Source organism: Sphaerisporangium sp. NPDC004334, assembly GCF_053602655.1.
Map to the genome: position 1 here is coordinate 32544 of NZ_JBSGDZ010000030.1, position 24021 is coordinate 56564.

Genomic DNA, 24021 nt, shown 5'->3' on the forward strand with positions numbered 1-24021 from the left:
CATTTGCTCGCTACCTTATTCCACGCCGCAACTATTGCTGTGGCAAGCATGTGGAGCCGGTCTCCGGGCGTACGCGCCGGGGACCGATCGGCCGTGAGCAAGACAAGGGATTCGGACCACCATGACCAAGATCGCCATCATCCTCGGCAGCACCCGCCCGGGCCGTAACGGCGAGGCCGTCGCCAACTGGGTCTACGACATCGCCAAGCACCGCGGCGACGCCGAGTACGAGCTGGTCGACATCGCCGAGTACAACCTGCCGCACCTCGACGAGGCGATTCCGCCCTCCATGGGCCAGTACGCCAACGCGCACACCAAGGCGTGGGCGGCCAAGATCGCCTCCTTCGACGGCTACGTCTTCGTCACGCCGGAGTACAACCACTCCACCTCGGGTGCGCTGAAGAACGCCATCGACTTCCTCTACGCCGAGTGGAACAACAAGGCGGCCGGGTTCGTCAGCTACGGCAGCATGGGCGGCACCCGCGCGGTCGAGCACCTGCGCCTGATCATGGGCGAGCTGCAGGTGGCCGACGTCCGCGCCCAGGTGGCCCTGTCGCTGATCACGGACTTCGTCAACTACAGCCAGTTCGCGCCCGCCTCGTACCACACCGCGGCCGTCGACACCATGCTCGACCAGGTCGTCGCCTGGAGCAAGGCGCTGTCCTCACTGCGCCGGCCGATCGCCGCCTGAACGGGCCACACCGCCCCCATCGCGACGACGTCACCCGCGACCCGGGACGAACGCCGTTCTGACCGCGACGACGTCACCCCGACCGGGGACGGACATCGCCTCAGCCGCGACGGACGTCACCCGGACCGGGGACGGACATCGGCGAGGCGGCCCGGTCGCCGCCTCGCCGGATCCCCGGGCCCTCGCCCGGGGATCTCGCGTTTTCCGGGCTTCTCTCTCCTGCTGCCGCGCTGACCTGGGGGTCGTCCCGCACGGGTCGCACGGGCCCGTCCGGGCCGTACGCCGCCGCGCTCCGACCGGCGTACCCTCCGAGCAGAACCAACGCAATGCAGGAGGCTTCCCCCATGGCCGAGGACCGCACCCCCTCGAATACCGCGTCCGAGACAGAGCTCCCGGCAGCCGAGACGGAGGTCCCGGCCAACGCGCCGGACGACCTGGAGCGTCCCGCGCCGCCGCGCATCAACACCTCGGTCCCGCACTCCGCCCGCATCTGGAACTACCTGCTGGGCGGGAAGGACAACTACCCGGTCGACCGGATGGCCGGGGACAAGGTCCGCGAGGTCTTCCCCGGCATGGTGGACATCGCCCGACATTCCCGTCAGATGCTCACCCGCGCGGTGCGATTCCTCGCCGACGAGGCCGGCATCCGGCAGTTCCTGGACATCGGCACCGGCCTGCCCACGGTGGACAACACCCATGAGGTCGCCCAGCGCCTGGCCCCGGATTCGCGCATCGTCTACGTCGACAACGACCCCCTGGTGCTGGTGCACGCGCAAGCCCTGCTGACCAGCACGCCGGAGGGGGCGACCGACTACATCGAGGCGGACGTGCGCGACCCTGAGCTCATCTTGGCGGAGGCGGCCAAGACGCTCGACTTCACCAAGCCCACAGCGCTCATGCTGATGGGCATCCTCGGCCTGGTCCCCGACTACGACGAGGCCCGCTCGATCGTGAACCGGCTGATGGACGCCCTGCCCCCGGGCAGCTACCTGGCCCTCTACGACGGCGCCGACACCGATCCGTCGTACGTCGAGGCGCTGCGGCGCCACAACGCCGGGCCCGACGTCGTGGGGTACACCCCGCGCAGCCCCGAGCAGATCGCCGGCTACTTCGAGGGGTTCACCGTGCTCGAACCCGGCATCGTCTCGGTGTCCCGGTGGCGCGTCGACCCGGGCCTGTGGAACCAGGCGGCCGAGGTCGCCTGCGTCGGCGGCGTGGCCCACAAGTCCTGACCCGCCGGACCTCCTCCTCCGGCCACCCTCCGCGTGGCCCGTCGCGTGGCCCGTCCGCGTCGTCACACCGGCTCGGACGGGCCACGCGGCTCGGACGGGCCACGCGGAACGAGGTCACCGGCCGGGTCGACGACGGCCCCATCTCCCAGCGGTCACGCCCCGGCCCGCCGGCCTCTCGTCGGGCGCGGGTATTCCGACCACCCGCTGGTCCGGCCGGGGCAGCACCGGCGGCATGGGCGTGCCGTCCGCATGGAACTCGTGCAGGGCCAGCAGTTTGCGCCGCCGCCGCTCGTCCTCCAGCCAGCTGATGACCCACACCGCCACCGGTCCCATCAGTACCTCCGGCACCAGGCCCCATGGGCGCGGCACGCCGACCATCCATGACAGCACGAGCAGCACGACCGGCGACAGAGCGGTTCGCACGGTGGCACGCCACGCGCGGCGCCCTCTCAGCAGGTCGTCGCGTGCCCACCACCGGTATTCGTACGGCAGGCGCCAGTCGAGCAAACGGTAGCGCAGCCACGCGGCGAGCCGTGGATGCTCGCGAAAGCGCAGCGCGATGCCTCCACGGACCATGTCGAGCGAGTCGCGCAGAGTCGGCCGGGTCTGGCCGGGCTCGGCCAGGTCTTGCAGCGTCGCGAGCAGTTCGTCGCCGCGATGCTCGCGATAGCGCGGAGGGTAGGCCAACATGAGCCGCCTGGCGGCGCGCTCGTAGGAGTCCACTCGGTCACACCCCCATCCCTGGTCGGGCACGCAGGTTGAGCCGCCGCTGTGCGCCGGCGGCCAGACGGGCCAGGCGGGCGGTCTCCTCGGTGAGGACTTCCTCGCCCGGGCCGGTGAGCTCGTAGTAGCGCCGGTGCCTGCCGTCGACGACCTCTTCCCCGCTCACCCGCACCAGCCCTTCGGTCGCGAGGCGGTCGAGGGCGCCGTAGAGCGTGCCAGGCCCCAGGCGGACGCGCCCCTCCGACACCTCACGCACGGTCTTGATCACCCCGTACCCGTGCGAAGGCCCCTCGGCGAGAGCCAGCAGAATCAGATAACTCTGTTCACGCAACGCCATATCCGATATATATCGCCAAACGATGTATCCCACAAGGGGCGGGCACCCACGACACGGGCTCCACACGGGTCGGCCTCCACACGACACGGCCTTCCTGCGGATCGGCCGCACGCGGGGCCGGCGAAGCACGCGGGGACGATCGGCGGCGGGTGCGGCGGCGGCGAACGAAAGGGAGCGGGCTACGGGACGGGCGCGGAGGTGACGGCACCGACGACCAGGCGCGGCCCCCGACACGCGAGGACGGTCAGCGGCGGGCGGCGAAGTACGCGACGGCGCCGTCGCGGTCGACGGCGATCTCGCCGAGCCCCGCCGCTTCGAGCCAGAACGCCAGCTCCGCCGCCGTCCCCACCTCGCCGAAGACGCCGAAGCGCCGGAGGACCGCGATCGCCGCGTCCTGCCGCCGCCCGCCACCGCGCACCACCGACGTCCCCCTCAGCAGCCCGCTTGGCCGCAACACTCTCGCCATGTCCGCGAGCGCCGCGGCCGGGTCGGGGAAGCAGTGCAGGCCGAAGTAGCTCAGGCACAGGTCGAAGGTCGCGCCGGCGAAGGGCAGCGCCGTCACGCTCGCCTGCGTAAGGACCAGGTTCGCGAGCCCGTGACGCTCCGCGACGGCCCGCGCCCGTCGCAGCATCACCGGCGCGAGGTCCACCGCGACATACCGCCACGAGCCGTCTCGGGGGATGCCCCGGAAGGCGACGCCTCCCCCGCACGGGACGTCGAGCACCCGCGCCCCGCGGTCCGCCGACGAGCCGAGCGTGGCGATGTCGCGGTAGTGGCGCCGCAGGTCCGCGCCCCACATTGCACGCCCGCCGATCAGGCCCAGCCACCTGTGCTCGATCCCGACGTCGTACAGGACTCCGATCAGCCCGGCATCACGCCAATCCATGGCCTCACCACCCGACCGACACGGCGGAACGTCCCTATGACCGATTTCAGCACTTTTTCGGCAGTGGCGTCGACCTAAGCTCTGCCCGGCTCACGGCCCCGGCCGCGCGCCCCCACGTGGCGGCGCGATCATCCGCCACGGATCGGCCTGTGGTCCCTCTGGAAGGGAATATGAGAACGTCCCAATCGCTCACCCCGTCGGCCGCGCCGCAGGAGAATGCGGAGGGCACACGGGAACGCCACCTCGGCACCCTCGTGCGAGAGCACGAGAAGGCCCTGCTGGCCTACACCGAGAAGCTCCTGAACGACCGCCATCTGGCGGAGGACATCGTGCAGGAGACCATGGTCCGCGCCTGGCACAACGCCGAGCGGCTGCGCGACGGCGAGGGGTCGGTCCGCGGCTGGTTGCTCACGGTCGCCCGCAACCTCGTGATCGACCGGTCCAGGAGCGGGTTCCACCGGCACGAGGTGACCGGCGCCGACATGTTCGACCCCACGCAGCGCGACCACGCGGACGCCGTGGTGGCCTCGGTGGCGGTCGCGGAGATGCTCGGCTCGCTGTCGGCCGAGCACAGGGAGGTGCTGGTGCACACCTACCTGCGCGGACGCACCCTCCGGGAGGCGGCCGACGACCTCGGCATCCCCGTCGGCACCGCGAAGTCCCGGCAGCACTACGCCCTGGACCACCTCAGAAGACGCGAGCGCCCCACGCCCTCCCCCGCCCTGACCTGATCCGGGCTCGTACCGCCGAGGGCTCACGCGGAAGCCGGCGCGGCCGAACCCGGCACGGGATACCCGCCAAGCCGTCCGGCATGGCCTGACCCGCCGAACTCGCACGGCCGGGGGCTCACGCGGGGGCCGACACGGTGAGGTTCAGCACGGGGATCTCGACCGAGCCGTCCGGCTGGGCCTGCCAGCGCCAGTGGGCGCCGTCGGCGTCGCCGCACACCAGGGCGGTCCATCCGGTGGCCGGGTCGCAGAACGCGGCCAGGTCCGCGGCCTCCTCCCCCGTCTGCGGCCCGGGGACCACCAGCAACGCCCGCAGGAGGCGGCGCTGAGCCGCCGCGCGCAGCGTCCCCGTACCGCGCGCGCCCGCGACGACGGCCGCCGAGCCGGGCCTCGGCGCCTCGACCCGCGGCAGGCCGGCCGGCACCGCCACCGCCTCGGCCCCCGGCCGCGGCAGCACGGCGACCGGCGTGGCCGGGGCGTTCCGCGCCACCTCGGCGAGCAGACCCCGCACCACGTCGCCGGTCACGGCACGGTCGCCGGTCACGCTCAGCACCCCGTCGAGCCGGCTGAGGTCCACGAACACCTTGCCGCCCTGGTCGTCCACCCCGACCCGCACCAGCAACGGCGTCGGAGTTCCGGGGGCGGGGTGGGCCCGGCGGGCGGCGGGCGTGGGGGCGTCGGCCGGACGCCGCCACCGCGACCCGCCCAGGTCACGCCACGGCGCCGGCGGTTCGTCCCGGGTCGCCACCCACGCGGTGACGCCCGCGTCGTCCACCGACATCGCGTGCACCGGGTACCCTTCCGGGCCGGTCAGCTCGGAGAGCGCCGCGTAGGCGCGGCGCGGCGCCTCCACGTCCCCGGCGAAGGCCTGGGCCAGCGACCTGCGGTAGGCCAGCCGGCGCGCACGGCGGGCCGGCTCGCCGAGGCGGCGGATCAGTCGCGGGACCCAGGCGAACGCCCGCCGGAGCCGCCGCCTGGCCACGATCGCCGCGGTCAGCAGCCCGAGGAGCAGCGCGCCCAGCACGGAGAGCACGATGGGCAGCGGCAGCACGACGGCGTTCGCGGCGGGCGAGCCGCCCACGGGAGCGGACTCGTCCCCTTGGCCGGCACCTTTCCCCTGGCTGAAACCATTCCCCTGACCGGCACCGTTCCCTTGGCCAGAACCGTTCCCCTGACCGGCGCCGTCACCCTGGCCAGAACCGTCACCTTGGCCAGAGCCGGTGCTCTGACCTGAATCGTTCCCTTGGCCGGAATCGTTCCCCTGACCGGAACCGTTCTCCTGGCCGGAGCCGGGGCTCGTCTCGCGGGCGAGTTGGACGTCGGGGCCGTTGGCGTCGGCGGGCAGCCGCAGGATCCAGCCGGGCCGCACTTCGCGCGGATCCCGCAACGACGATCCGTCGGACTGGGGACGCCCGGCGTTGAGCTGGAAGATCTCACCGGCTCTGTTGGCGTCGCCCAGCGTGCGCGCCGCGATGGCGGTGAGCGAATCCGGTCGCCCGCCGTTCCGCTCCGCCGTCCGCACCACGTACACCTTGATCAGGTCGTCGCCGTCCCGCGCGGAGGTCGCGGAGAAGATCGCGCGGGAAGGGAGGCTCCTCGCGGTGACGACGCCCATCGCCCACGACCCGGGCACCGTCCCCGCGGACAAGGCCGCGGCCGGGGCGACCATCCCCGCGGGCGGGACCGCGGTCGGGGCGACCATCCCTGCGGACAAGACCGCGATCGGGGCGACCGTCCCCGGAGGCGGGACCGCGGTCGCGGCGGAGGCGTTCGCCGCGACCGGCGTCCACGCCGAGAAGAAGATCGCCCACAGAGCCGGGATCACGATGGCCGCCCGCCGCGCCCTCTCCCACCGACCGCTCACCATGTGGCCCACCCATTCCCGGCACGGCACCCGCCGGCCTCACCTCATGCGGGGTCCACTCGGACCTGCGCCTCTTCCGGGCACACGTGATGGAAGGGGAGAAAGTTCGACCTGAATTTCTTCCATCCGACCATGAACCCTTCGGTCCGCCGTCCCCGTGTATCGGGCGACAGGAGCCATCACTTCGGGGGGATCACGTGGCACGACGGCATACCTCGGGCTTCGACGTGCTCGGGATGTCGGACGATCCGGCACCTGGTGACCCGGACGAGATCCGGCGACTCGCCGACCGCTACCAGGAGATCGCGGACCAGGCGAGCACCGCCGCGCAGATCCTCGGCAAGGGCGGCGCCGTCGAGCAGGGAACCGGCAAGGCGATGGACGCCCTGCGCGCCCAGCTCAAGTCCCTCCCGGACAAACTGGCCAAGACTCGCGACTCCTTCGAGTCGGCCGCGAGCGCCTACAAGACCTATGCCTCTCAGCTCCAGGAGGCGCAGTCGCAGGTGGACCGCGCTATGGACCAGGCCGGGCCCGTCGCCGGCACGGCCGGGCAGAGCGCGCCGTCCCTGCCCCCGGACGCGAGCGACGAGCAGAAGGACGCGGCCCGCAAGCAGGAAGATGGCATCAACGCCGCCAACCAGACCATGTCCGCCGCCCGGAGCCTCGCCGAGCAGGCCCGGAGCCTGCGCGAGCAGGCCTCCAGCCGGGCCGGCCGGGAGTTGGACGACGCCGCGGCGAAGGCGATCCCCGAACGCAACTTCTTCCAGAAGATCGCGGACTTCTTCAAGGACTTCCCGTTCGTGAAGATCCTTCTCGACATCCTCGTGGCGGTCGTCACGATCTTCTTCCCGGTGATCGGGTTCGTCCTCGGCGCGGCGCTGTTCGCATTCCAGACGATCCAGCAATTAGCGACAGGCGACTTCAAACTCGGCGACTTCGCCGCCGGTCTGATCGCCCTGGTGCCCGGCGGATCCGTGCTCCGTGCCGGTGGACGGGGGATCAGCGCCGTCGGCACGAAGATCGCACCCGGGCTGTTCAAGGGCGGCGCGGAGTCGGGCAAATTCTTCCAGACGGTCTCCGGCAACATCGGCAAGATCAGCGAGACCTTCACCACCAGCAAGCCGTTCACCATCGCCTTCGACAGCCCAGGCGGCAAGCTCATCACCGGGACGATCGGCCAGTTCGGCAAGGGCGTCGGCGAGGAGGCGGTCGTCAAGAAGCTCAACGGCGACGAGATCACCGCGGGCAACCTGCTGGGGGGCGCGGCCGCCGCCGCCGTCGGCGGCGGGATCTTCAAGGGCATCAAGGCCGGCCGCGGCGGCGACTTCGGCGGGGGCGCCTTCACCCCCCGGCCGGACGGCCCCGAGGCCCCCGCTCCGGCCGCCGCCGGCGCGGCCGGTTCCGGCGCCGCCGCGCCCAAGCCCACGTTCAAGGACAATGCCATCCAGCAGGCCGAGGAGCTGATCCCGGAGGGCGCGTCCGCCGGTGTCAAGGTCGGCGTCGCGATCAGCGAGGGAGCGGATCCCAAGGAGGCGATAGCCGGCGAGGCGGGCAACATCCTGCCGAAGACCGTCGGCTCGGTCGGCAAGCGCCCGATCGCCGACAAGATCGACTCGATCTTCCCCACCAAGGGCACTCCCCGCCCGACCACCGGCGACAACGGCCCCGGCACCACGCCGTCCACCAACCCGCCCGACACCATTCCCTCCACACCCACCACGGGTCCCGACGCCGCGCCAGGCTCCCCCACCACCGCTCCGGCCTCCCCACCAGCGTCACCGACCACCGGCACCGGCCCCTCCTCGCCCGCCGCGGGTCCCGATGCCGCGCCGTCCTCTCCGACCGCCGCTACCGGCTCGGCGGCCTCATCACCGGCCGCCGGTCCCGACGCGGCGCCATCATCACCGGCCGCGGGCCCTGCTTCCGCCCCCGCCTCTCCCGTGGCGGCTCAGGGTCCGGATTCCGCGGGCGGCGCGGGCGCCACCTCCGCCGGGACGGCGGCGGGCTCGGGGTCCGCGCCGAGTTCCGCGACCGGTCCGGCCCCGGCCACCGCGGACACCGCGGCCACGCCGACGTCCGGCACGTCCGGGACCGGCAGCGCGTCCGGGACGGGCGGCGCCTCTGGGACGGGCGGCGGCACACCTCCGCCGTCGCCCACCGGCGCCACCGCCCCGGGCACACCTCCGCCGTCGCCCACCGGCGCCACCGCCTCCCCGAGCAGCGCCACCGCCCCGTCGTCGGGTGACGCGCCCCCGCCGTCGCCGAGTACGCAGGCGCAGAACACGCCGCTTCCGCCGTCTCCCACGGTGTCCGAGACCCCGGACACCCTCCCGCCGCCACCGGCCGCCCCCTGACCCCATCGGCCCGGCCGGCCTCGGACGGGCCCCACGAGACCGCCACCTTTCGGTGGATGGATGACAACGACCGTTCAGGAGAGAGACCATGCCCAACTTCACCGTCAACTCCGACGAGACCGCCTCGACCTCGGCGGCGCTGCTCAACGACTTCTCGCAGCTCCAGGACAAGCTCAGCGAGGTCCGCGGCAAGATCCAGAACCTGCTGGCGCAGGGGTACAGCACCCCGGCCGCGCAGCAGAAGTTCCAGCCCTTCTTCGACGAGTTCGCCAAGGGCTTCGACTCGGTGAACCAGTCGCTGCAGGGCATCGGCCAGTACGTGAAGGCCGTCGGCGAGGCGTTCTCGCAGACCGACGACCAGCTCGGCTCGAACCTGTCCTGACGGCCGGCCGCCACGGCGCCATGCCGCGGCGGCCCCGCCCCCGGGCCGGCCACCGCCGGCCCTCACCCGACCGCTTCGCACAAGGGACTCGATCACCGTGCGTCTGAACGTAAGCGTCCGGACCCCCCTGGACATGGAGGTCTCCACGGCCGTCACCGTGGACACCGACCCCTCCGCGCCGGTGGGGCGACTGGCCGCGGAACTGGCGAACGCCGTCGACCTCGGCGGCCACGCCAGGACGGCGGGTCCGGTGCTCTACATCGGCGCCGAGCCGGCCGACCCGGCGGCCACCCTGTACGCGGCCGGGGTCCGTGACGGCATGGACCTCGGGCTCGACGTCCCCGTTCCCGGGGAGCGGGAGCCCGAGGGCCTGGCCGAGTTGCGCGTGGTCAGCGGACCGGCGGCCGGGACGTCCTTCCGGCTGCCGCCCGGTGACTACGAGATCGGCGGCGGGGCCGCCTGCCGCGTCCGGCTGTCGGCCGGGGCGCCGCCGATCGCGGCCCGGGCGCGGGTCCGGGTGGACGGCACCGTGGAGGTGACGGCGCACGGCCAGGCGTCGCTCGACGGCAAGGAGCTGTCGGGGACGGCGACCTGGCCGGAGGGCAGCCAGCTCACCGCGGGCGGCAGCCTGCTGGAGCTCGCCGTCCCGGTGAGCAGGCGGGTGCCGCTGACCCCGGCGGCGGACGGCCTGGGCCTTGAGTTCAACCGGCCGCCGCGATTCCGGCCGTCCGGAGGCGGCGGCCGCTTCCGGCTGCCCACCGCGCCGACCAAGCCGGAGAAGCGGCCGATCCCGCTGCTGCCGATCCTGCTGGTGCCGGTGGGCGGCGCGCTGGTCGCCATCCTTACCACCGGCCGCTGGTCGTTCGTGTTCCTCGCCCTGCTGTCGCCGCTCGGCGCGCTGCTGACCCAGTTCGGCGGGCGCAAGCAGACGCAGGCGAGTTATCAGGAGAAGCTGCGCGAGCACGAGGCGTCCATGGCGCGCGTGCGCGCCGCCGTGGACGACGCGGTGCTGCGCGAGCAGAACGCGCTCCGCCTGTCGCTGCCCGACCCGGCGTCGCTGCTGCAGACGGCCTCGTCGCCGTCCGAGCGGCTGTGGGAGCGCAGGTGGCGCGACCCCGACTTCCTGGACGTGCGGGTGGGCACCGCCGATCTGCCGTCCTCGCTGAGCGTCGAGGACCCGACCCTGGAGGAGTACCGCCGCACCACGACGCCCTGGCTGACCCAGGTGCCCGTGGCGATCCCGTTGCGCGGCTCCGGTGTGACCGGCGTCGCCGGCCAGGACGCGGCGAACCTCGCGGGCTGGATGACCGCGCAGGCCGCGGCCCTGCACAGCCCGTCCGACCTGCGCATCGTCGTGCTGGCCGGCCCGGACGGCGAGGACGCCTGGTCGTGGGTGCGCTGGTTGCCGCACTGCCAGCCGCAGGGCGAGGACGCCTACGCGCTGGTGGGCAGCACCAGCGATTCGATGGCCCGCCGCATCGGCGAGCTCGGGCAGCTCGTGGCCTCGCGCGCGGCGGCCGGGGCGGACGCGCAGCGCGGCGGGGCGGCGGGCTCGCCCGACATCCTCGTCGTCCTCACCCAGGCCCGCCGGGCGCGTTCGCTTCCCGGAGTGGTCGGCCTGCTGCGCGACGGCCCCGCCGTCGGCGTCTACACGATCTGCGTGGACCGCGAGGAGCGGTCGCTGCCGGAGGAGTGCGCGGCGGTGGTCGCCGTCGAGGAGGACGGCGTCCGGGTGCGGACCGCGCAGGGCGCGGCGCCGGAGAACGTGCGCGTGGACTTTCCCGAGCGTGGCTGGTATGAGCGGCTCGCCCGCGCGCTCGCGCCGTTGCGGGGCGTCGGCGACACCGACGAGAGCGCCCTTCCCGGCTCGGTGCGGCTGCTGGACCTGCTGGGCATCGAGCCGCCCACGTCCGAGGCGATCTCGGCCGGGTGGGCGCTGGCGGGGCGCAGCACGCGGGCCGTCCTGGGCGCCGGCTACGACGGAGACTTCTCGGTGGACCTGGTGCGGGACGGCCCGCACGCGCTGATAGCCGGGACGACCGGCGCCGGCAAGTCCGAGCTGCTGCAGACCCTGGTGGCCACCCTCGCCGTCGTCAACCGCCCGGACGAGATGACGTTCGTGCTGGTCGACTACAAGGGCGGCAGCGCCTTCGCCGAGTGCGCCGACCTGCCGCACACCGTCGGCCTGGTCACCGACCTGGACACCCACCTGGTGGAACGCGCTCTGGTCTCCCTGGGCGCGGAGCTGCGTCGCCGGGAGCATCTGCTGGCCGAGGCGGGCGCGAAGGACATCGAGGATTATCTGGACAAGCGGACGCGTGGCGGCGATGTCCTGGCCGCGCTGCCCCGCCTGCTCCTGGTGATCGACGAGTTCGCCTCGATGGCCAGGGAACTGCCGGACTTCGTCGCCGGCCTGGTCAACATCGCCCAGCGCGGACGGTCGCTCGGCATCCACCTGGTGCTCGCCACGCAGCGGCCGAGCGGGGCGGTGACCGCTGACATCCGCGCCAACACCAACCTGCGGATCGCGCTGCGCACGACCGACGGCACCGAGAGCCGCGACATCATCGACGCGCCCGACTCCGGCGCCATCTCCCCCGGCACGCCCGGCCGCGCGTTCGCGCGGCTCGGGCCCTCGGCGCTGCTGCCGTTCCAGGCGGGGCGGGTGGGCGGGCGCCGGCCGGCCGGCTCGGTCGTGGCCTCCACCGAGGTGAGGGTGCGGGCTCGGGGCGTCGGCTGGCCGGAGCTCGGCGGCCCGCTGCCGCCGGCCGTCCGCGCCAAGAACGCGGCGGACGCGCAGGAGGCCATCACCGATCTCGCCGTGCTGGTGAGGACCATCGCGGACGCCGCGCGGGCGACGGGTGTGCCCGCCCAGCCCAGCCCGTGGCTGCCGCCGCTGCCCGAGGTGCTGGAGTGGGCGCCGCCCGCCGGGCCCAAGCCGCGCGACGACCGGGACGCGGCGCTGCCGCCGGTCAACTACGGCTTGATCGACCTGCCCGCCGACCAGGCGCGGCGCCCGCTGGTGCTGGACCTCGACCGTTCCGGGCACCTGCACATCATCGGCTCGCCGCGCAGCGGGCGCTCCCAGACCCTGCGCACGCTGGCCGCCGGGCTGGCCTCCGCCCACGGGGCCGACGACGTGCACATGTACGGCATCGACTGCGGCAACGGCGCCCTGAACGCGCTCACCGCGCTGCCGCACTGCGGAGCGGTCGTGGACCGCAACCAGATCGAGCGTCTCGGGCGTCTGCTGGACCGGCTCACCGCGGAGCTGACCGCCCGCCAGTCGCTGCTCGGCGCCCGCGGCACGGCCGACCTGGCGGAGTACCGGCGGATGGCGCCCCCCGGCGAACGGCCGCCGCACATCGTGCTCATGGTCGACCGGTTCGAGGTGTTCGAGCGGGAGTTCAGCAGCTACGACAACGGCAGCTACCTGGAGCGCATGCTGCGTCTGCTGCGCGACGGCGCCGGGGTGGGGCTGCACGTCGTGCTGGCCGGCGACCGTATCCTCGGTTCGGGCCGGTACGCGGGCACCACCGAGGACAAGATCGTTCTGCGGTTGAACGACCGCGCCGACTACTCCTCGGTCGGCCTCAGCTCCCGGTCGGCGCCCTCCGCCCCCCCTCCGGGCCGCGGCATCCGGGTGCAGGACACCAGCGAGGTGCAGATCGCCGTCCTCGGGCCCGACCTGTCGGGAACCGCCCAGGCGTCCATCCTCACGGCCCTCGGCGAGGAGCTGACCGCCCGCGAGGCCGACGTCCCGCGGTCGCGGCGGCCGATCCGGCTGGACCTGCTGCCCGACCGGATCACCTACGAGAGCGCCTCGGCGCTGCGCGCCGCCCCGGGGCCGATGCGCCCGCTCGTCGCCATCGGCGGGGACACGCTGACCGCCCTCGGCCCCGACCTGGCCGACGTCCCGACGTTCGTCATCGCCGGGCCGCCCCGGACCGGCCGCAGCACCGCGCTGGTCACCGTGGCGCGCTCGCTGCTGGAACAGGGGACGGGCGTGATCATCCTCGCGCCGCGCCGTTCGCCGCTGCGCGACCTCGCGGGGACGCCGGGCGTGCGGATCGTCTTCACCGACGCGGAGGTCACGGTCGCGGACTTCCGAGCGGCGCTCGGCGACGTCCCGGAGGACAACGCGGTGATCATCGTGGACGACGCGGAGCTGTTCATGCAGTCGGAGATCGACGCCGACCTGTCGCTGCTCGCCCGCGGCGGCGCGGGGAACGGCTGGGGTCTGGTGCTGGCGGGCAACGCCGAGGCGCTGTCACTCGGGCTCGCCGGCTGGGTGGGGCAGGTGAAGCGGAACCGGTCGGGGATGCTGCTGTCCCCGCAGGGCCTCAGCGACGGCGAGGTCATCGGGGTGCGGCTCACCCGCGGCCTGGTCGGCCGCGCGCCGCAGCCGGGGCGCGGCCTGCTCCACCTCGGAGACGGCACATTGACCACCGTGCAGGCGCCGTATACGGCGCCCGCCGGCTGACGGCGGCGCGAACCGCCCGTCGATCGCGGTGGGGCGGATCCGGGACGATCTCCCTGACCCGCCCCACCGCCATGTCGCGGCCGGCCCGTTCCCGCGGCACCGGCCGGGGGTCTCACTTGATGGGGGTCGCCTTGGAGCCGTCGAGGGCGACGGCGAACCAGGTGCCGCCGACCCCCTGGCCCTTCTCGTCGCCGGGGACCTGGTCCTTGGAGAAGCGGTAGACCGGCCAGCCGCCGATGGTGAGCTGGATACGGCCGTCGCCGCGCCGGATCGCTCCGACGGCCGCCGGCCGGACGCCTCGGACGTACACCTTGCCGCCCAGCTTGATCGTGACGGGCGGCCAGGTGACGGCGCAGTCGCCTTCGCAGGTGGAGCGGGACGGATCGGCCGAATCCTTGTCGAACCGGTAGAGGGTCGACTGGTTGACGTCGACGACGTGGGCGTCCAGTGTGCGGGAGCGGACGCCGGTGAGCTGGACCCAGACCGGGGGCTGCTCCTGGACCGCGTCCCCGGTCACCGTCCCGCCGTCACCGGTCGCGCCGTTGTCCGCGGCCGATCCGTTGACGAGCTGCAGCGGGCCGCCGGGGCCGAACTCCTGGCCGCCGGTGTCGCCCGTGCCCGCCGGAGCGGACGAGGCGGGGTCCGCGGCGGGCGGCGCCGAGGAGGACGGCGGGGCGGGAGCCGGGGCGGAGGAGGCGGGAGCGGCGTCGTTGATGCTGATGACCTTGCCGCAGCCGGCCGCGCCGGTCATGCCGCACAGGGCGACGGCCACGGCCAGCGCGCGGACGCCCGCCCGGCCGGCCGGGCGGGGGTTGCTTTGGATTCTCACTCGCGGAACACGAGGCGAACGGCCCGAGGGGTTCAAAACCGTGCCGGAGTGTGAACCTTCGGGGGGCCCGGCTACGTGTGCAGGGGAGCAGACGGTACGCGGTACCGAGGAGAAGAGAGATCCGCCCGGGGGGCACGATGGCCAAAATCGATATTCCGGATGCCGAGCTGGAGCAGGTGTCGCGGGCGCTGGGCTCGGTACTGGACCACATCGACACCGACAAGTCGGGCATCGACCTGGATCGCGCCCTGGGCTCCCCGCTGATCGATCAGGGTGAGCACTTCGAGAAGCGCTGGAAGGACGGGCGCATCCAGCTCCACCACCAGTGCGAGACGATCAAGAAGGCCGTCGACCAGATCGTGCAGCAGATGAACGAGACGGACCAGAAGGCCGTGGCCCACCTGGACGCCAAATGATCGCCCCCGTCGACCGTTTCGTCCTCGACGTGCCGGACTCCTGGGCGGATCTCGACGTCTCGGGCGACGCGCTCGCCGAGACCCGCGCCGCCGCCCTCGCCATGACCAACGGCGTGCGGGAGAAGGCGGCGATCAACGACCTGTTCCGCCAGGCCCGCGAGGTCGCCAGGGCCGCGCGCCGCCGCGGCGCGCTGTTCGCCGCCGGCACCGCGACGATGTTCGACGACGGGCTCTTCATGGGGTACACGATGGTCTTCGCCGTCACCGTGCCGCCGGGCCGCGAGCTGACGCTGCCGGTGCTGACCGCCCAGTTGGCGCCCGGCGCGTCCGGGCCGGGCGCCGACAGGACGCCCACGGACCGGAAGGTGACCACCGTCACTCTGCCCGACATCGGGCAGGTGGCCAGGATCACCGGCACCGAGGACGCCTCCTTCACCACCGAACTTTCCGTACGGATGCTCACCATGCACACCGTGGTGCCGCTTCCGGGCGCCGAGCGCGACTATCTGATCATCACCTGCGCCAGCCCCAACCTCCCGCTGGAGGCGGCGGTCTACGCGTTGTTCGACGCGATCAGCGGGACGTTCCGGTTCCTGCCCGCCGGGGGATAGCGCCGGGCCGTTCCTACCGAATCCGAATCGCTTTCTGCACGGCCATACTCCTCCATCTCCCATACTTGACGAAAGTGACGCGCATGGCCGCGTCCATGATGATCGTCAAGAACGTGGCAGGTCAGGGGTACTGTGCCATTGGAATCGGAGATGACGCCCAACGGTCAGGTGCGGTTCGCGGTCCTCGGGCCCGTACTCGCCTGGCGGGGCGACGAAGAGATGGCGCTCGGGCCGCCGAAGCAGCGCGAGGTGCTTTCGATCCTGCTCGCCCGGGCCGGCCGTCCCACCGGGCTGGCCGAGATCGTCGACGTCCTCTGGAGACACGACCCGCCCGAGAGCGCGGTCAACGTCGTCCAGCGGCACATCGGGGCGCTGCGGCGGCTGCTGGAGCCCGGCCTGCCGCGGCGCGCGGTCGGACGCTGGCTGGTGCGCAGCGGCGGCGGCTACCGGCTCGATCTGGACGAACGCTCGCTGGACCTGCTCCGTTTCCGCGCCCTGACCGGCCGGGCGCGCGCGGCCTCCGACGACGAGACCGCGGCGAGCCTGCTGACCGAGGCGCTCGACCTGTGGCGAGGGCCGGCCGCCGACGGCGTCTCCGAAGAGGTACGGGTCCACCCGCTGTTCTCGGCCCTGGACCAGGAGTACCTGGAGGTGCTGAAGGAGGCGGCCGACACCGCGCTGCGGGCGGGCTCGGTCGCGCGGCTCGTCCCGCGGCTCCAGCAGGCGGCCGAGGCGAACCCGCTCGACGAGCCCCTGCACACGCGGCTGCTGCTCGTGCTGGCGGCCACCGGCCACCGCGCGGGGGCGCTGGAGGTGTACCGGGCGATGTACACCCGGCTGGACGAGGCTCTCGGCATCAGCCCGGGCCCCGGCCTGCGCGCGGCCCACGAGCGGGTGCTCCAGGAGACACAGGCCCCTTCGCCCGGCGCCTCGGCGCGCTCTCTCCTGTCGTCCGGGCCTGCCCCGCCGACCGGGTCCGCCCCGCCGACCGGGTCCGCCCCGCCGACCGGGTCCGCCGCTCCGGGCGGGTCCGCCGGGCCCGCGTCCGCGACCGGGCCGGACGCGAGCGCGTCCGCCGGTGACCAGGGGCCCGCGTCCTCCGCGGGCGGCGGGTCCGGGGCCGGCCGGGACGCGGGACACACCGGGCAAGCCGGGCCTATCGTGCAGGCCGGGCACACCGTGCAGGCCGGGCACACCGTGCAGGCCGGTCCCATCGGGCAAGCCGGGCAGACCGGGGAGATCGTGCGACCGGCGCAGTTGCCGGCGGACCTGCCGTCGTTCGCCGGGCGGCGCGCCGAACTGGCCGGCGTGCACGACCTGCTCCCTTGCGGGGACGGCCCCCCGGCGACCGCGGTGATCAGCACCATCGGCGGCATGGCCGGCATCGGCAAGACCACGCTGGCCGTGCACTGGGCCCACCGCATCGCGCACCGGTTCCCCGACGGCCAGCTCTACGTCAACCTGCGCGGCTTCAGCCCCGGCGGCCCACAGGACCCCTCCGAGGTGCTTCGCCACTTCCTCGGAGCGCTCGGCGTCTCGGCGCGCGACATGCCCAGCGGCCTGGACGTCCTCGCGGCACGGTACCGGAGCCTGCTGGCCGAGCGGCGGGTGCTCGTGCTGCTGGACAACGCCCGCGACTCAGAGCAGGTCCGGCCGCTGCTTCCCGGCACGCCCGGCTGCCTGGCCATCGTCACCAGCCGCCACCGGCTCTCGGGGCTGGTGGCAGGTGAGGGCGCCCGCTCGCTGACGCTGGAGGCGCTGTCGGACGCCGAGGCCCGCGAGTTCCTGGCGCTGCGGCTCAGCCCAGGCCGGGTGAGCGCGGAGCCGGCGGCGGTGCGGGAGATCACCGCGCTGTGCGCCCGCCTGCCGATCGCGCTGGCCATCGCGGCGGCGCGGGCGGCGACCAACCCGGCCTTCCCGCTCGCCGCCATCGCGGCCGAGCTGCGCGCGGCCCACGGCAGCCTGGACGCCTTCACCGGCGCGGACGGCGCGGACGTCGGCGCGGTGTTCTCCTGGTCCTACCAGGCGCTCACCCCGCCCGCGGCGAGGCTGTTCCGCCTGCTGGCCCTGCATCCGGGCCCCGACGTCAGCGTCTCGGCCGCCGCCGCGCTCGCGGGGGTCCCCGTCCGCCGGGCCCGTGCGCCGCTGGCCGAGTTGACCCGCGCGCACCTGCTCACCGAGCACGTCCCGGGCCGTTACACCGGCCACGACCTGCTGCGCGCGTACGCCGCCGAGCGGGGTGAGGCCGAGGACACCGAGGCCGACCGGCGGGCTGCGGTCCGGCGGATGGTGGACCACTACCTGCACTCGGCGCACCGGGCGGCCCGGCTGTTCACCTCGCACCGCGACGCGATCCCGTTGCCGCCGCCCGCGCCCGGGGTGCACCCCGACGAGCCGGCCGATCTGGAGGAGGCGTCCGACTGGCTGACCGTCGAGCACGTCGTGCTGCTCGCCGTCGTGGCGACGGCCGCGGACGCCGGTCTGGACGACTCGGCCTGGCGGCTGGCCTGGGCGATGGCCCACTTCCTCGGCAGGCGCGGGCACTGGCATGATCTCGCCGCCTCGCACCGCGTCGCCCTCAAGGCCGCGCAGCGCCTCGGCGACCGCACGGGCATGGCCCACTCCCACCGCGGCCTGTCCCGCGCCGCGGCCCACCTCGGCCGCCACGACGAGGCGATGCTCCACCTGGACCGCGCGCTGGAGCTGTTCGCCGACACCGGGGACGTCGTCGCGCAGGCGCACACCCACCGCATCCTCAGCTGGGTGCTCGAACTGCGCGGCAGGTACGAGAGCGCGCTGATCCACGCCCAGCGGGCCCACCAGTTGTTCCTGGTCGCGGGCCACCATCCGGGCCAGGCCGCCTCGCTGAACGCGGTGGGGTGGTACCACGCCCTGCTGGGCCGCCACGAGCATGCGCTGATCCACTGCCGGCGCGCCCTGACCCTGCTGGAGGGTCTCGGCGACCACTACGCCCAGGCCGACACGCTGGACAGCATCGGCTACGCCCTGCACCATCTGGGCCGCTACGAGGAGGCGACCGCGAGCTACGAGCGGGCCCTGGAGCTGTACCGGCGGTTCGGCATCCGGTACGCCGAGTCCGACACGCTGACCCGCCTGAGCGAGACCCACCTGGCGGCCGGCCGCCGGGAGAAGGCGCGCGGCGCCCTGCGGCGGGCGCTGGCCGGTCTGGACGAGCTGGGCCATGGGGGCGCCGACGACGTCCGGGCCAGGCTCCACGCTCTGGAGACCACCTCCGCCGCCCTGTCGTAGCCTCCCGGACACCGGTTCGGCCATGGCCGGTCTCCTCTCCTCGCCCGGAGGGATTTCCCGGAGCATAATCTAAGCCTTGAACAAAGTCGTCGCACCGGAGGACACGCTTCGGTAACGCGACCGGCGCGGCGCTCGCACGCAGGGGTTTCGGGCCTTGAATTAACATGACCGGGAATCAAGGGAGGCGGGGCCAATGGGCAGGCCGGAGCGCAGAACCGTGCGAGACGTGCGGCGGGGGAACCGGGCCATGCTCCTGCGTGCCCTGTATTTCGGCGGGGCCGCGAGCCGCAACGACCTGTGCGACGCGACCGGTCTGAGCGGCGCCACGGTCAGCACGATGACCGGAGACCTGCTCGGCGACAACGTCCTGGTCGAGGCCGGGCTGGTCGACTCCGACGGCGGCCGGCCCCGCGTGCTGCTGCGCGTCAACCCCGAGTTCGGCTTCGTGGTCGGCGTGGACGTGGGCGAGACGCAGGTCAGGGTCGAGCTGTTCGACCTGGACATGAACGAGCGGGCCCGGGCCCTGTACGCGGTCCACTCGGCGCGGCACGATCCCGAGCTGGTCGCGCGGCACATCCTGGTCGGCATCGACTCGGTGATCAGCGAGGGCGGGGTGTCCCCCGGCCAGGTACTCGGCGTCGGCGTCGGCGTGCCGGGCATCGTCGAGCCGGGGCCGGACGCGCTCGTCCAGGCCGAGACCTTCGGCTGGCAGGCGGTCCCGCTCGGGGCGATGCTGCGGGCGGGCACGTCGCTGCCGCTGCTGGTGGACAACGGCGCCAAGACGATGGGCCAGGCCGAGCTGTGGTTCGGCACGGGGCGCGGCACGTCGGACACGGTGGTCATGCTGATCGGCTCGCGGGTCGGCGGCACGATCGTCACCGACGGCGGCATCTACCGCGGGGCCGGGCACGCCGCGGGTGAGATCGGGCACCTGAAGATCGTCGCAGGCGGGCGCCTGTGCAAGTGCGGCGGTCGCGGCTGCCTGGAGGCCTACGTCGGCGCCGAGGCCATCTTGGACCGTGCCGGAGTGGTGGCCGACTCGGCCGAGGAGGAGACCGCGCTGGCCCGGCTGCTCGAATCACGCTCCCCGGTGCTCGACGAGACCGTCGAACTGCTCGGCGTCGGGCTGTCCAACCTCATCCACCTGTTCAACCCCGAGCGCATCGTGATCGGCGGCTGGGCCGGCCTGATGCTCGGGAAGAGCCTGCTGGTGGACATCCGCGCCGCGACGGCGGCCAACACCCTGCTCCAGCCCTACAAGACCACCTCGATCGTGCTGGGACGCCTCGGCCCGGAGGCCGTCGCCATGGGCGCGGCGACCCTGGTCATCGAGCAGTTCCTCCAGGACGCGCGGTTTCCCGCTCCTGCCGGCACTATGTCATAGAAGTTAAATTAAGCATTGACACTACGGCCCGCACATGTGCACGCTCTTGCGAGAGAGCGCTCTCCGCACCCCCGCCACTTCGGTGGCGCACCCCCCATGTCGTGAGGAGAAGCAGTGCACTTGTCCCGGCGCTCCGGCAGGCATGTCCTGTCGGGGACGTTTCTCGCCCTCGTCGCCTTCGTGGCGTCGTTCATGGTCACCGGGCCGGCCGCCGCGGCCGACACCCTGTTGTCGCAAGGCAGGCCGGTCACCGCCTCGTCCGCCGAGAACGCCGGCACGCCCGCCACCGCGGCGGTCGACGGCGACACCGGGACGCGCTGGTCGAGCGCGTTCAGCGACCCCCAGTGGATCCAGGTCGACCTCGGCGCGACCGCCACCATCAGCCAGGTCGTGCTCCGGTGGGAGGCGGCGTACGGCAAGGCCTTCAAGATCCAGGTCTCCGGCGACGCGTCCTCCTGGACCGACGTCTACTCCACCACCACCGGCACCGGCGGCACCCAGACGCTGGCCGTCTCCGGCAGCGGGCGCTACGTCCGCATGTACGGCACCGCCCGGGCCACCGGCTACGGCTACTCACTGTGGGAGTTCCAGGTGTACGGCAGCACCGGCGGTGGCGGCCCGAACCTGCCCGGCGGCGGCGACCTCGGCTCCAATGTGATCGTCTTCGACCCGTCCATGGCGAGCTCCACCATCCAGAGCAGGCTGAACTCCGTCTTCAGCACCCAGGAGTCCAACCAGTTCGGCACCCAGCGCTACGCGCTGCTGTTCAAGCCGGGCAGCTACAACGTCAACGCCAACATCGGCTTCTACACCTCCATCGCCGGCCTCGGCCGCAACCCCGACGACGTCACGATCAACGGCGGCGTCACCGTCGACGCCGGCTGGTTCGGCGGCAACGCCACCCAGAACTTCTGGCGGTCGGCGGAGAACCTGTCGATCACCCCGACCGGCGGCGAGAACCGCTGGGCGGTGTCGCAGGCGGCGCCGTTCCGGCGCATCCACGTGCGGGGCAACCTCAACCTCGCGCCTTCCGGCTATGGCTGGGCCAGCGGCGGCTACATCTCCGACAGCAAGATCGACGGCACCGTGGGCCCGTACTCCCAGCAGCAGTGGCTCACCCGTGACAGCCAGATCGGCGGCTGGACCAACGGCGTGTGGAACATGGTGTTCTCCGGCGTGGTCGGCGCTCCCGCGCAGAGCTTCCCGAACCCGCCGTACACCACCATCGGCCAGAGCCCGGTGACCAGGGAGAAGCCCTACCTGTACGTGGACTCCGCGGGCAACTACAACGTGTTCGTCCCCTCGCTGCGCCAGAACACCAGCGGCGCCTCGTGGTCGGGCGGGTCCACCCCCGGCTCGTCGCTCCCGCTCAGCGCCTTCTACGTCGCCAAGCCGTCCGACAGCGCCGCCACCCTCAACCAGGCGCTGGCCCAGGGCCTGAACCTGCTGTTCACCCCGGGCGTGTACCACCTCAACCAGACGCTCAACGTGACCAGGGCCAACACCGTCGTCCTCGGCATCGGCTACCCCACGCTGATCCCCGACAACGGCGTGACCGCGATGTCGACCGCCGACGTCGACGGCGTCAAGATCGCCGGTCTGTTGTTCGACGCCGGAACGGTCAACTCGCCGGTGCTGCTGCAGGTCGGCCCGAACGGCTCCTCGGCCGCCGGCCACGCGTCCAACCCGGCCTCCGTCCAGGACGTCTTCTTCCGCATCGGCGGCGCCGGCGCCGGGCGCGCGACCACCAGCCTGGTGGTGAACACCAGCAACACGATCATCGACCACATCTGGGCCTGGCGTGCCGACCACGGCGCCGGCGTCGGCTGGACCACCAACCCCGCCGACACCGGGCTGATCGTCAACGGCAACAACGTCACGGCCTACGGCCTGTTCGTCGAGCACTACCAGAAGTACGAGGTCATCTGGAACGGCCAGGGCGGTCGCACGATCTTCTTCCAGAACGAGATGCCCTACGACCCGCCGAACCAGGCGGCGTTCATGAACGGCGGCACGCGCGGTTACGCCGCCTACAAGGTGGCCGACTCGGTGACCAGCCACGAGGGCTGGGGCCTGGGCAGCTACTGCTACTTCAACGTCGACCCCTCGATCGTGGCCGACCGCGCCTTCGAGGCGCCCACCACGTCGGGCGTGCGGTTCCACGACCTGCTGACCGTCTCCCTCGGCGGCAACGGGACCATCGCCCACGTGATCAACAACACCGGCGGACCCGCCCAGGGCACCGCCACCGTCCCGAGCAACCTGGTCAGCTACCCCTGATCCCCGGCACCGCGGACGGCGCCGCGCCGCGGGCACACCATGCCCCGGCGCGCCGCCGGCGGGGGCCGCGGGCCGGACCCGCGGAGGGGCGGCGCCGACCGCCCCTCCCAGCAAGCACAAGCTCGCCGCGACGAGCGCGTTGTGCGCGAGGTTCGCGAAGGCCCCTCTTCCAGGAGCGCCACATGAGACTTCGTCCATCCACCCATCTGACGCCGCTGCTCGCCGTGATGACGCTGTGCGCGGCCTTCCTCGTCGGCCTGACCTCCTCCCCGGGCTCGGCCGCCGCCTGCGGCACCACCGACGCCGCGCAGGGCAGGACCGCGACGGCCTCCTCGGTCGAGAACGCCGCCTTCCCCGCCTCGGCGGCCGTGGACGGCGACCCCGGGACGCGCTGGTCCAGCGCGTTCAGCGACCCGCAGTGGCTCCAGGTGGACCTCGGCTCGGTCCAGTCGGTCTGCCAGGTCGTGCTGACCTGGGAGGCGGCCTACGCCCGCGCCTTCCGCGTCGAGGTCTCCACCAGCGGGACGAGCTGGACGCCGGTCTACTCGACGACCACCGGCACCGGCGGCACGCAGACCCTCGACGTCGCCGGCTCCGGCCGCTACATCCGCGTGTACGGCACCACGCGCGCGACGATCTACGGCTACTCGCTGTGGAGCTTCGCCGTCCGCGTCGCCGGCGGAACGACACCGACGCCGACGCCGACGCCGACCCCGACGACGCCGGACGCGTTCTGGGGCGACACCTCCACCATCCCCGCGCCGCGCAACGTCGTGATGGTCAAGATCCTCAACCGGACCAACGGCCAGTACCCCGACTCCCAGGTCTACTGGAGCTACAACGGCCAGGCGCACTCGATCGCCGAGCAGCCCTACTTCGACATGCCGGCCAACACCGCGGGCCGGATGTACTTCTACCTCGGCTCGCCCAACAGCCAGTACTACGACTTCATCGAGTTCACCGTCGGACCGTCGGTGTTCAACGGCAACACCACCCGGGTGGACGCGTTCGGCCTGAAGCTCGCCATGCGCCTGCACGCCCGCGACGGCTACGACGTGGCCGTGGGTGAGGACTACGCGACCTTCCAGGAGTCCCGTTCGGCGACGTTCCAGCGGTTCACCAACGAGGTGCCGACCGAGTTCAAGCCGCTGGCGCAGGTGCAGGCCCCCTACCGGATCCCGGCGCCGGGCAGCGCGGCGGTCTTCCAGCCCGGCGGGCAGTACGCGAACTACTTCACCGGCTACGCCTCGCAGAACGGCGTCAACGCCACCACCTCGCAGGTCACCGGCTGCGCCGGCCCGCTGTCGGAGAACCCCAAGCTGTGCGCGGCGCTGAACCGGCACGTCGCCGGGCTGTCCGACGCCCAGCAGTCCGACTCGAGCCAGTACTACAAGACGGCCCCGGCGAACTACTACTCAAAGTTCTGGCACGACCACGCGATCGGCAAGCGCGCCTACGGCTTCCCCTACGACGACTACGCCGACCAGTCGTCGTTCATCTCGCACGGCAACCCTCAGTACCTGCTCGTCGCCGTCGGCTGGTAGCCGCCCG

The 24021-nt window shown here is 73.0% G+C and carries 17 protein-coding genes; 12 read left to right on the forward strand and 5 right to left on the reverse strand.

What is annotated here, in order from left to right:
- Nucleotides 1–121 precede the first annotated feature (121 nt).
- Both ACWEN6_RS32395 and ACWEN6_RS32400 read left to right on the forward strand, forming a co-directional pair.
- Entirely contained in the window at nt 122–691 is a 570-nt protein-coding gene (locus ACWEN6_RS32395; protein ID WP_452575569.1) for an NADPH-dependent FMN reductase, read from the forward strand.
- 344 nt (nt 692–1035) lie between these two features.
- Nucleotides 1036–1923, forward strand: coding sequence for an SAM-dependent methyltransferase (locus ACWEN6_RS32400; RefSeq protein ID WP_452575571.1), 888 nt, complete (start codon nt 1036–1038; stop codon nt 1921–1923).
- A gap of 114 nt (nt 1924–2037) precedes the next feature.
- Here the strand turns inward: ACWEN6_RS32400 and ACWEN6_RS32405 are convergent, their stop codons facing one another.
- The 3 genes from ACWEN6_RS32405 to ACWEN6_RS32415 form a co-directional block, all read right to left on the reverse strand.
- The gene (locus tag ACWEN6_RS32405) at nt 2038–2646 is read right to left on the reverse strand and encodes a hypothetical protein (protein ID WP_452575573.1); all 609 of its coding nucleotides are present in this window, start codon (nt 2644–2646) and stop codon (nt 2038–2040) included.
- A 4-nt stretch (nt 2647–2650) separates the two neighbouring features.
- A complete protein-coding gene (locus ACWEN6_RS32410; RefSeq protein WP_452575575.1) occupies nt 2651–2983 on the reverse strand; it encodes a PadR family transcriptional regulator in 333 nt (110 codons plus the stop codon).
- Between the two features lie 244 nt (nt 2984–3227).
- Complete coding sequence (locus tag ACWEN6_RS32415) at nt 3228–3869, reverse strand: class I SAM-dependent methyltransferase (protein WP_452575577.1); 642 nt, start codon at nt 3867–3869, stop codon at nt 3228–3230.
- 170 nt (nt 3870–4039) lie between these two features.
- Here ACWEN6_RS32415 and ACWEN6_RS32420 point away from each other — a divergent pair, with 170 nt between their 5' ends.
- The gene (locus ACWEN6_RS32420; protein WP_452575579.1) at nt 4040–4600 is read left to right on the forward strand and encodes a sigma-70 family RNA polymerase sigma factor; all 561 of its coding nucleotides are present in this window, start codon (nt 4040–4042) and stop codon (nt 4598–4600) included.
- A gap of 115 nt (nt 4601–4715) precedes the next feature.
- Here the strand turns inward: ACWEN6_RS32420 and ACWEN6_RS32425 are convergent, their stop codons facing one another.
- The gene (locus ACWEN6_RS32425; RefSeq protein WP_452575581.1) at nt 4716–6464 is read right to left on the reverse strand and encodes a LysM peptidoglycan-binding domain-containing protein; all 1749 of its coding nucleotides are present in this window, start codon (nt 6462–6464) and stop codon (nt 4716–4718) included.
- A 194-nt stretch (nt 6465–6658) separates the two neighbouring features.
- On the opposite strand from ACWEN6_RS32425, the gene ACWEN6_RS32430 reads away from it, so the two are divergent.
- The 3 genes from ACWEN6_RS32430 to ACWEN6_RS32440 all read left to right on the forward strand — a co-directional run bounded on the left by ACWEN6_RS32430 (nt 6659) and on the right by ACWEN6_RS32440 (nt 13680).
- The gene (locus ACWEN6_RS32430) at nt 6659–8815 is read left to right on the forward strand and encodes a putative T7SS-secreted protein (RefSeq protein ID WP_452575583.1); all 2157 of its coding nucleotides are present in this window, start codon (nt 6659–6661) and stop codon (nt 8813–8815) included.
- Nucleotides 8816–8903: 88 nt separating this feature from the next.
- On the forward strand, nt 8904–9197 hold the full coding sequence (locus ACWEN6_RS32435) for a WXG100 family type VII secretion target (protein ID WP_354851990.1): 294 nt from the start codon (nt 8904–8906) through the stop codon (nt 9195–9197).
- A gap of 97 nt (nt 9198–9294) precedes the next feature.
- A complete protein-coding gene (locus ACWEN6_RS32440) occupies nt 9295–13680 on the forward strand; it encodes an FtsK/SpoIIIE domain-containing protein (protein ID WP_452575585.1) in 4386 nt (1461 codons plus the stop codon).
- 112 nt (nt 13681–13792) lie between these two features.
- On the opposite strand, the gene ACWEN6_RS32445 is transcribed toward ACWEN6_RS32440, so the two are convergent.
- Nucleotides 13793–14509 carry a hypothetical protein gene (locus ACWEN6_RS32445; RefSeq protein ID WP_452575587.1) on the reverse strand — a complete coding sequence of 239 codons (717 nt, stop codon included), beginning with the start codon at nt 14507–14509 and terminating at the stop codon, nt 13793–13795.
- A gap of 137 nt (nt 14510–14646) precedes the next feature.
- Here ACWEN6_RS32445 and ACWEN6_RS32450 point away from each other — a divergent pair, with 137 nt between their 5' ends.
- From ACWEN6_RS32450 to ACWEN6_RS32475, 6 genes are all read left to right on the forward strand, one after another.
- Nucleotides 14647–14925, forward strand: coding sequence for a hypothetical protein (locus ACWEN6_RS32450; protein WP_452575589.1), 279 nt, complete (start codon nt 14647–14649; stop codon nt 14923–14925).
- Entirely contained in the window at nt 14922–15536 is a 615-nt protein-coding gene (locus tag ACWEN6_RS32455; RefSeq protein WP_452575591.1) for a hypothetical protein, read from the forward strand. The genes ACWEN6_RS32450 and ACWEN6_RS32455 overlap by 4 nt, the downstream gene beginning before the upstream one ends.
- 150 nt (nt 15537–15686) lie before the next feature.
- On the forward strand, nt 15687–18806 hold the full coding sequence (locus tag ACWEN6_RS32460) for an AfsR/SARP family transcriptional regulator (protein WP_452575593.1): 3120 nt from the start codon (nt 15687–15689) through the stop codon (nt 18804–18806).
- Between the two features lie 247 nt (nt 18807–19053).
- On the forward strand, nt 19054–20190 hold the full coding sequence (locus ACWEN6_RS32465) for an ROK family protein (RefSeq protein WP_452575595.1): 1137 nt from the start codon (nt 19054–19056) through the stop codon (nt 20188–20190).
- 114 nt (nt 20191–20304) lie between these two features.
- Nucleotides 20305–22470 (forward strand): discoidin domain-containing protein, encoded by a 2166-nt coding sequence (locus ACWEN6_RS32470; RefSeq protein WP_452575597.1) that lies wholly within the window; start codon nt 20305–20307, stop codon nt 22468–22470.
- A gap of 182 nt (nt 22471–22652) precedes the next feature.
- On the forward strand, nt 22653–24014 hold the full coding sequence (locus ACWEN6_RS32475) for a beta-1,3-glucanase family protein (protein ID WP_452575599.1): 1362 nt from the start codon (nt 22653–22655) through the stop codon (nt 24012–24014).
- Nucleotides 24015–24021 lie beyond the last annotated feature (7 nt).

Bases quoted from the DNA above. Each gene is read 5' to 3' on its own strand.
- ACWEN6_RS32395 (WP_452575569.1), top strand. From the start codon at position 122: ATGACCAAGATCGCCATCATCCTCGGCAGCACCCGCCCGGGCCGTAAC.
- ACWEN6_RS32400 (WP_452575571.1), top strand. From the start codon at position 1,036: ATGGCCGAGGACCGCACCCCCTCGAATACCGCGTCCGAGACAGAGCTC.
- ACWEN6_RS32410 (WP_452575575.1), bottom strand. From the start codon at position 2,983: ATGGCGTTGCGTGAACAGAGTTATCTGATTCTGCTGGCTCTCGCCGAG.
- ACWEN6_RS32415 (WP_452575577.1), bottom strand. From the start codon at position 3,869: ATGGATTGGCGTGATGCCGGGCTGATCGGAGTCCTGTACGACGTCGGG.
- ACWEN6_RS32420 (WP_452575579.1), top strand. From the start codon at position 4,040: ATGAGAACGTCCCAATCGCTCACCCCGTCGGCCGCGCCGCAGGAGAAT.
- ACWEN6_RS32425 (WP_452575581.1), bottom strand. From the start codon at position 6,464: ATGGTGAGCGGTCGGTGGGAGAGGGCGCGGCGGGCGGCCATCGTGATC.
- ACWEN6_RS32435 (WP_354851990.1), top strand. From the start codon at position 8,904: ATGCCCAACTTCACCGTCAACTCCGACGAGACCGCCTCGACCTCGGCG.
- ACWEN6_RS32450 (WP_452575589.1), top strand. From the start codon at position 14,647: ATGGCCAAAATCGATATTCCGGATGCCGAGCTGGAGCAGGTGTCGCGG.
- ACWEN6_RS32455 (WP_452575591.1), top strand. From the start codon at position 14,922: ATGATCGCCCCCGTCGACCGTTTCGTCCTCGACGTGCCGGACTCCTGG.
- ACWEN6_RS32460 (WP_452575593.1), top strand. From the start codon at position 15,687: ATGACGCCCAACGGTCAGGTGCGGTTCGCGGTCCTCGGGCCCGTACTC.
- ACWEN6_RS32465 (WP_452575595.1), top strand. From the start codon at position 19,054: ATGCTCCTGCGTGCCCTGTATTTCGGCGGGGCCGCGAGCCGCAACGAC.
- ACWEN6_RS32475 (WP_452575599.1), top strand. From the start codon at position 22,653: ATGAGACTTCGTCCATCCACCCATCTGACGCCGCTGCTCGCCGTGATG.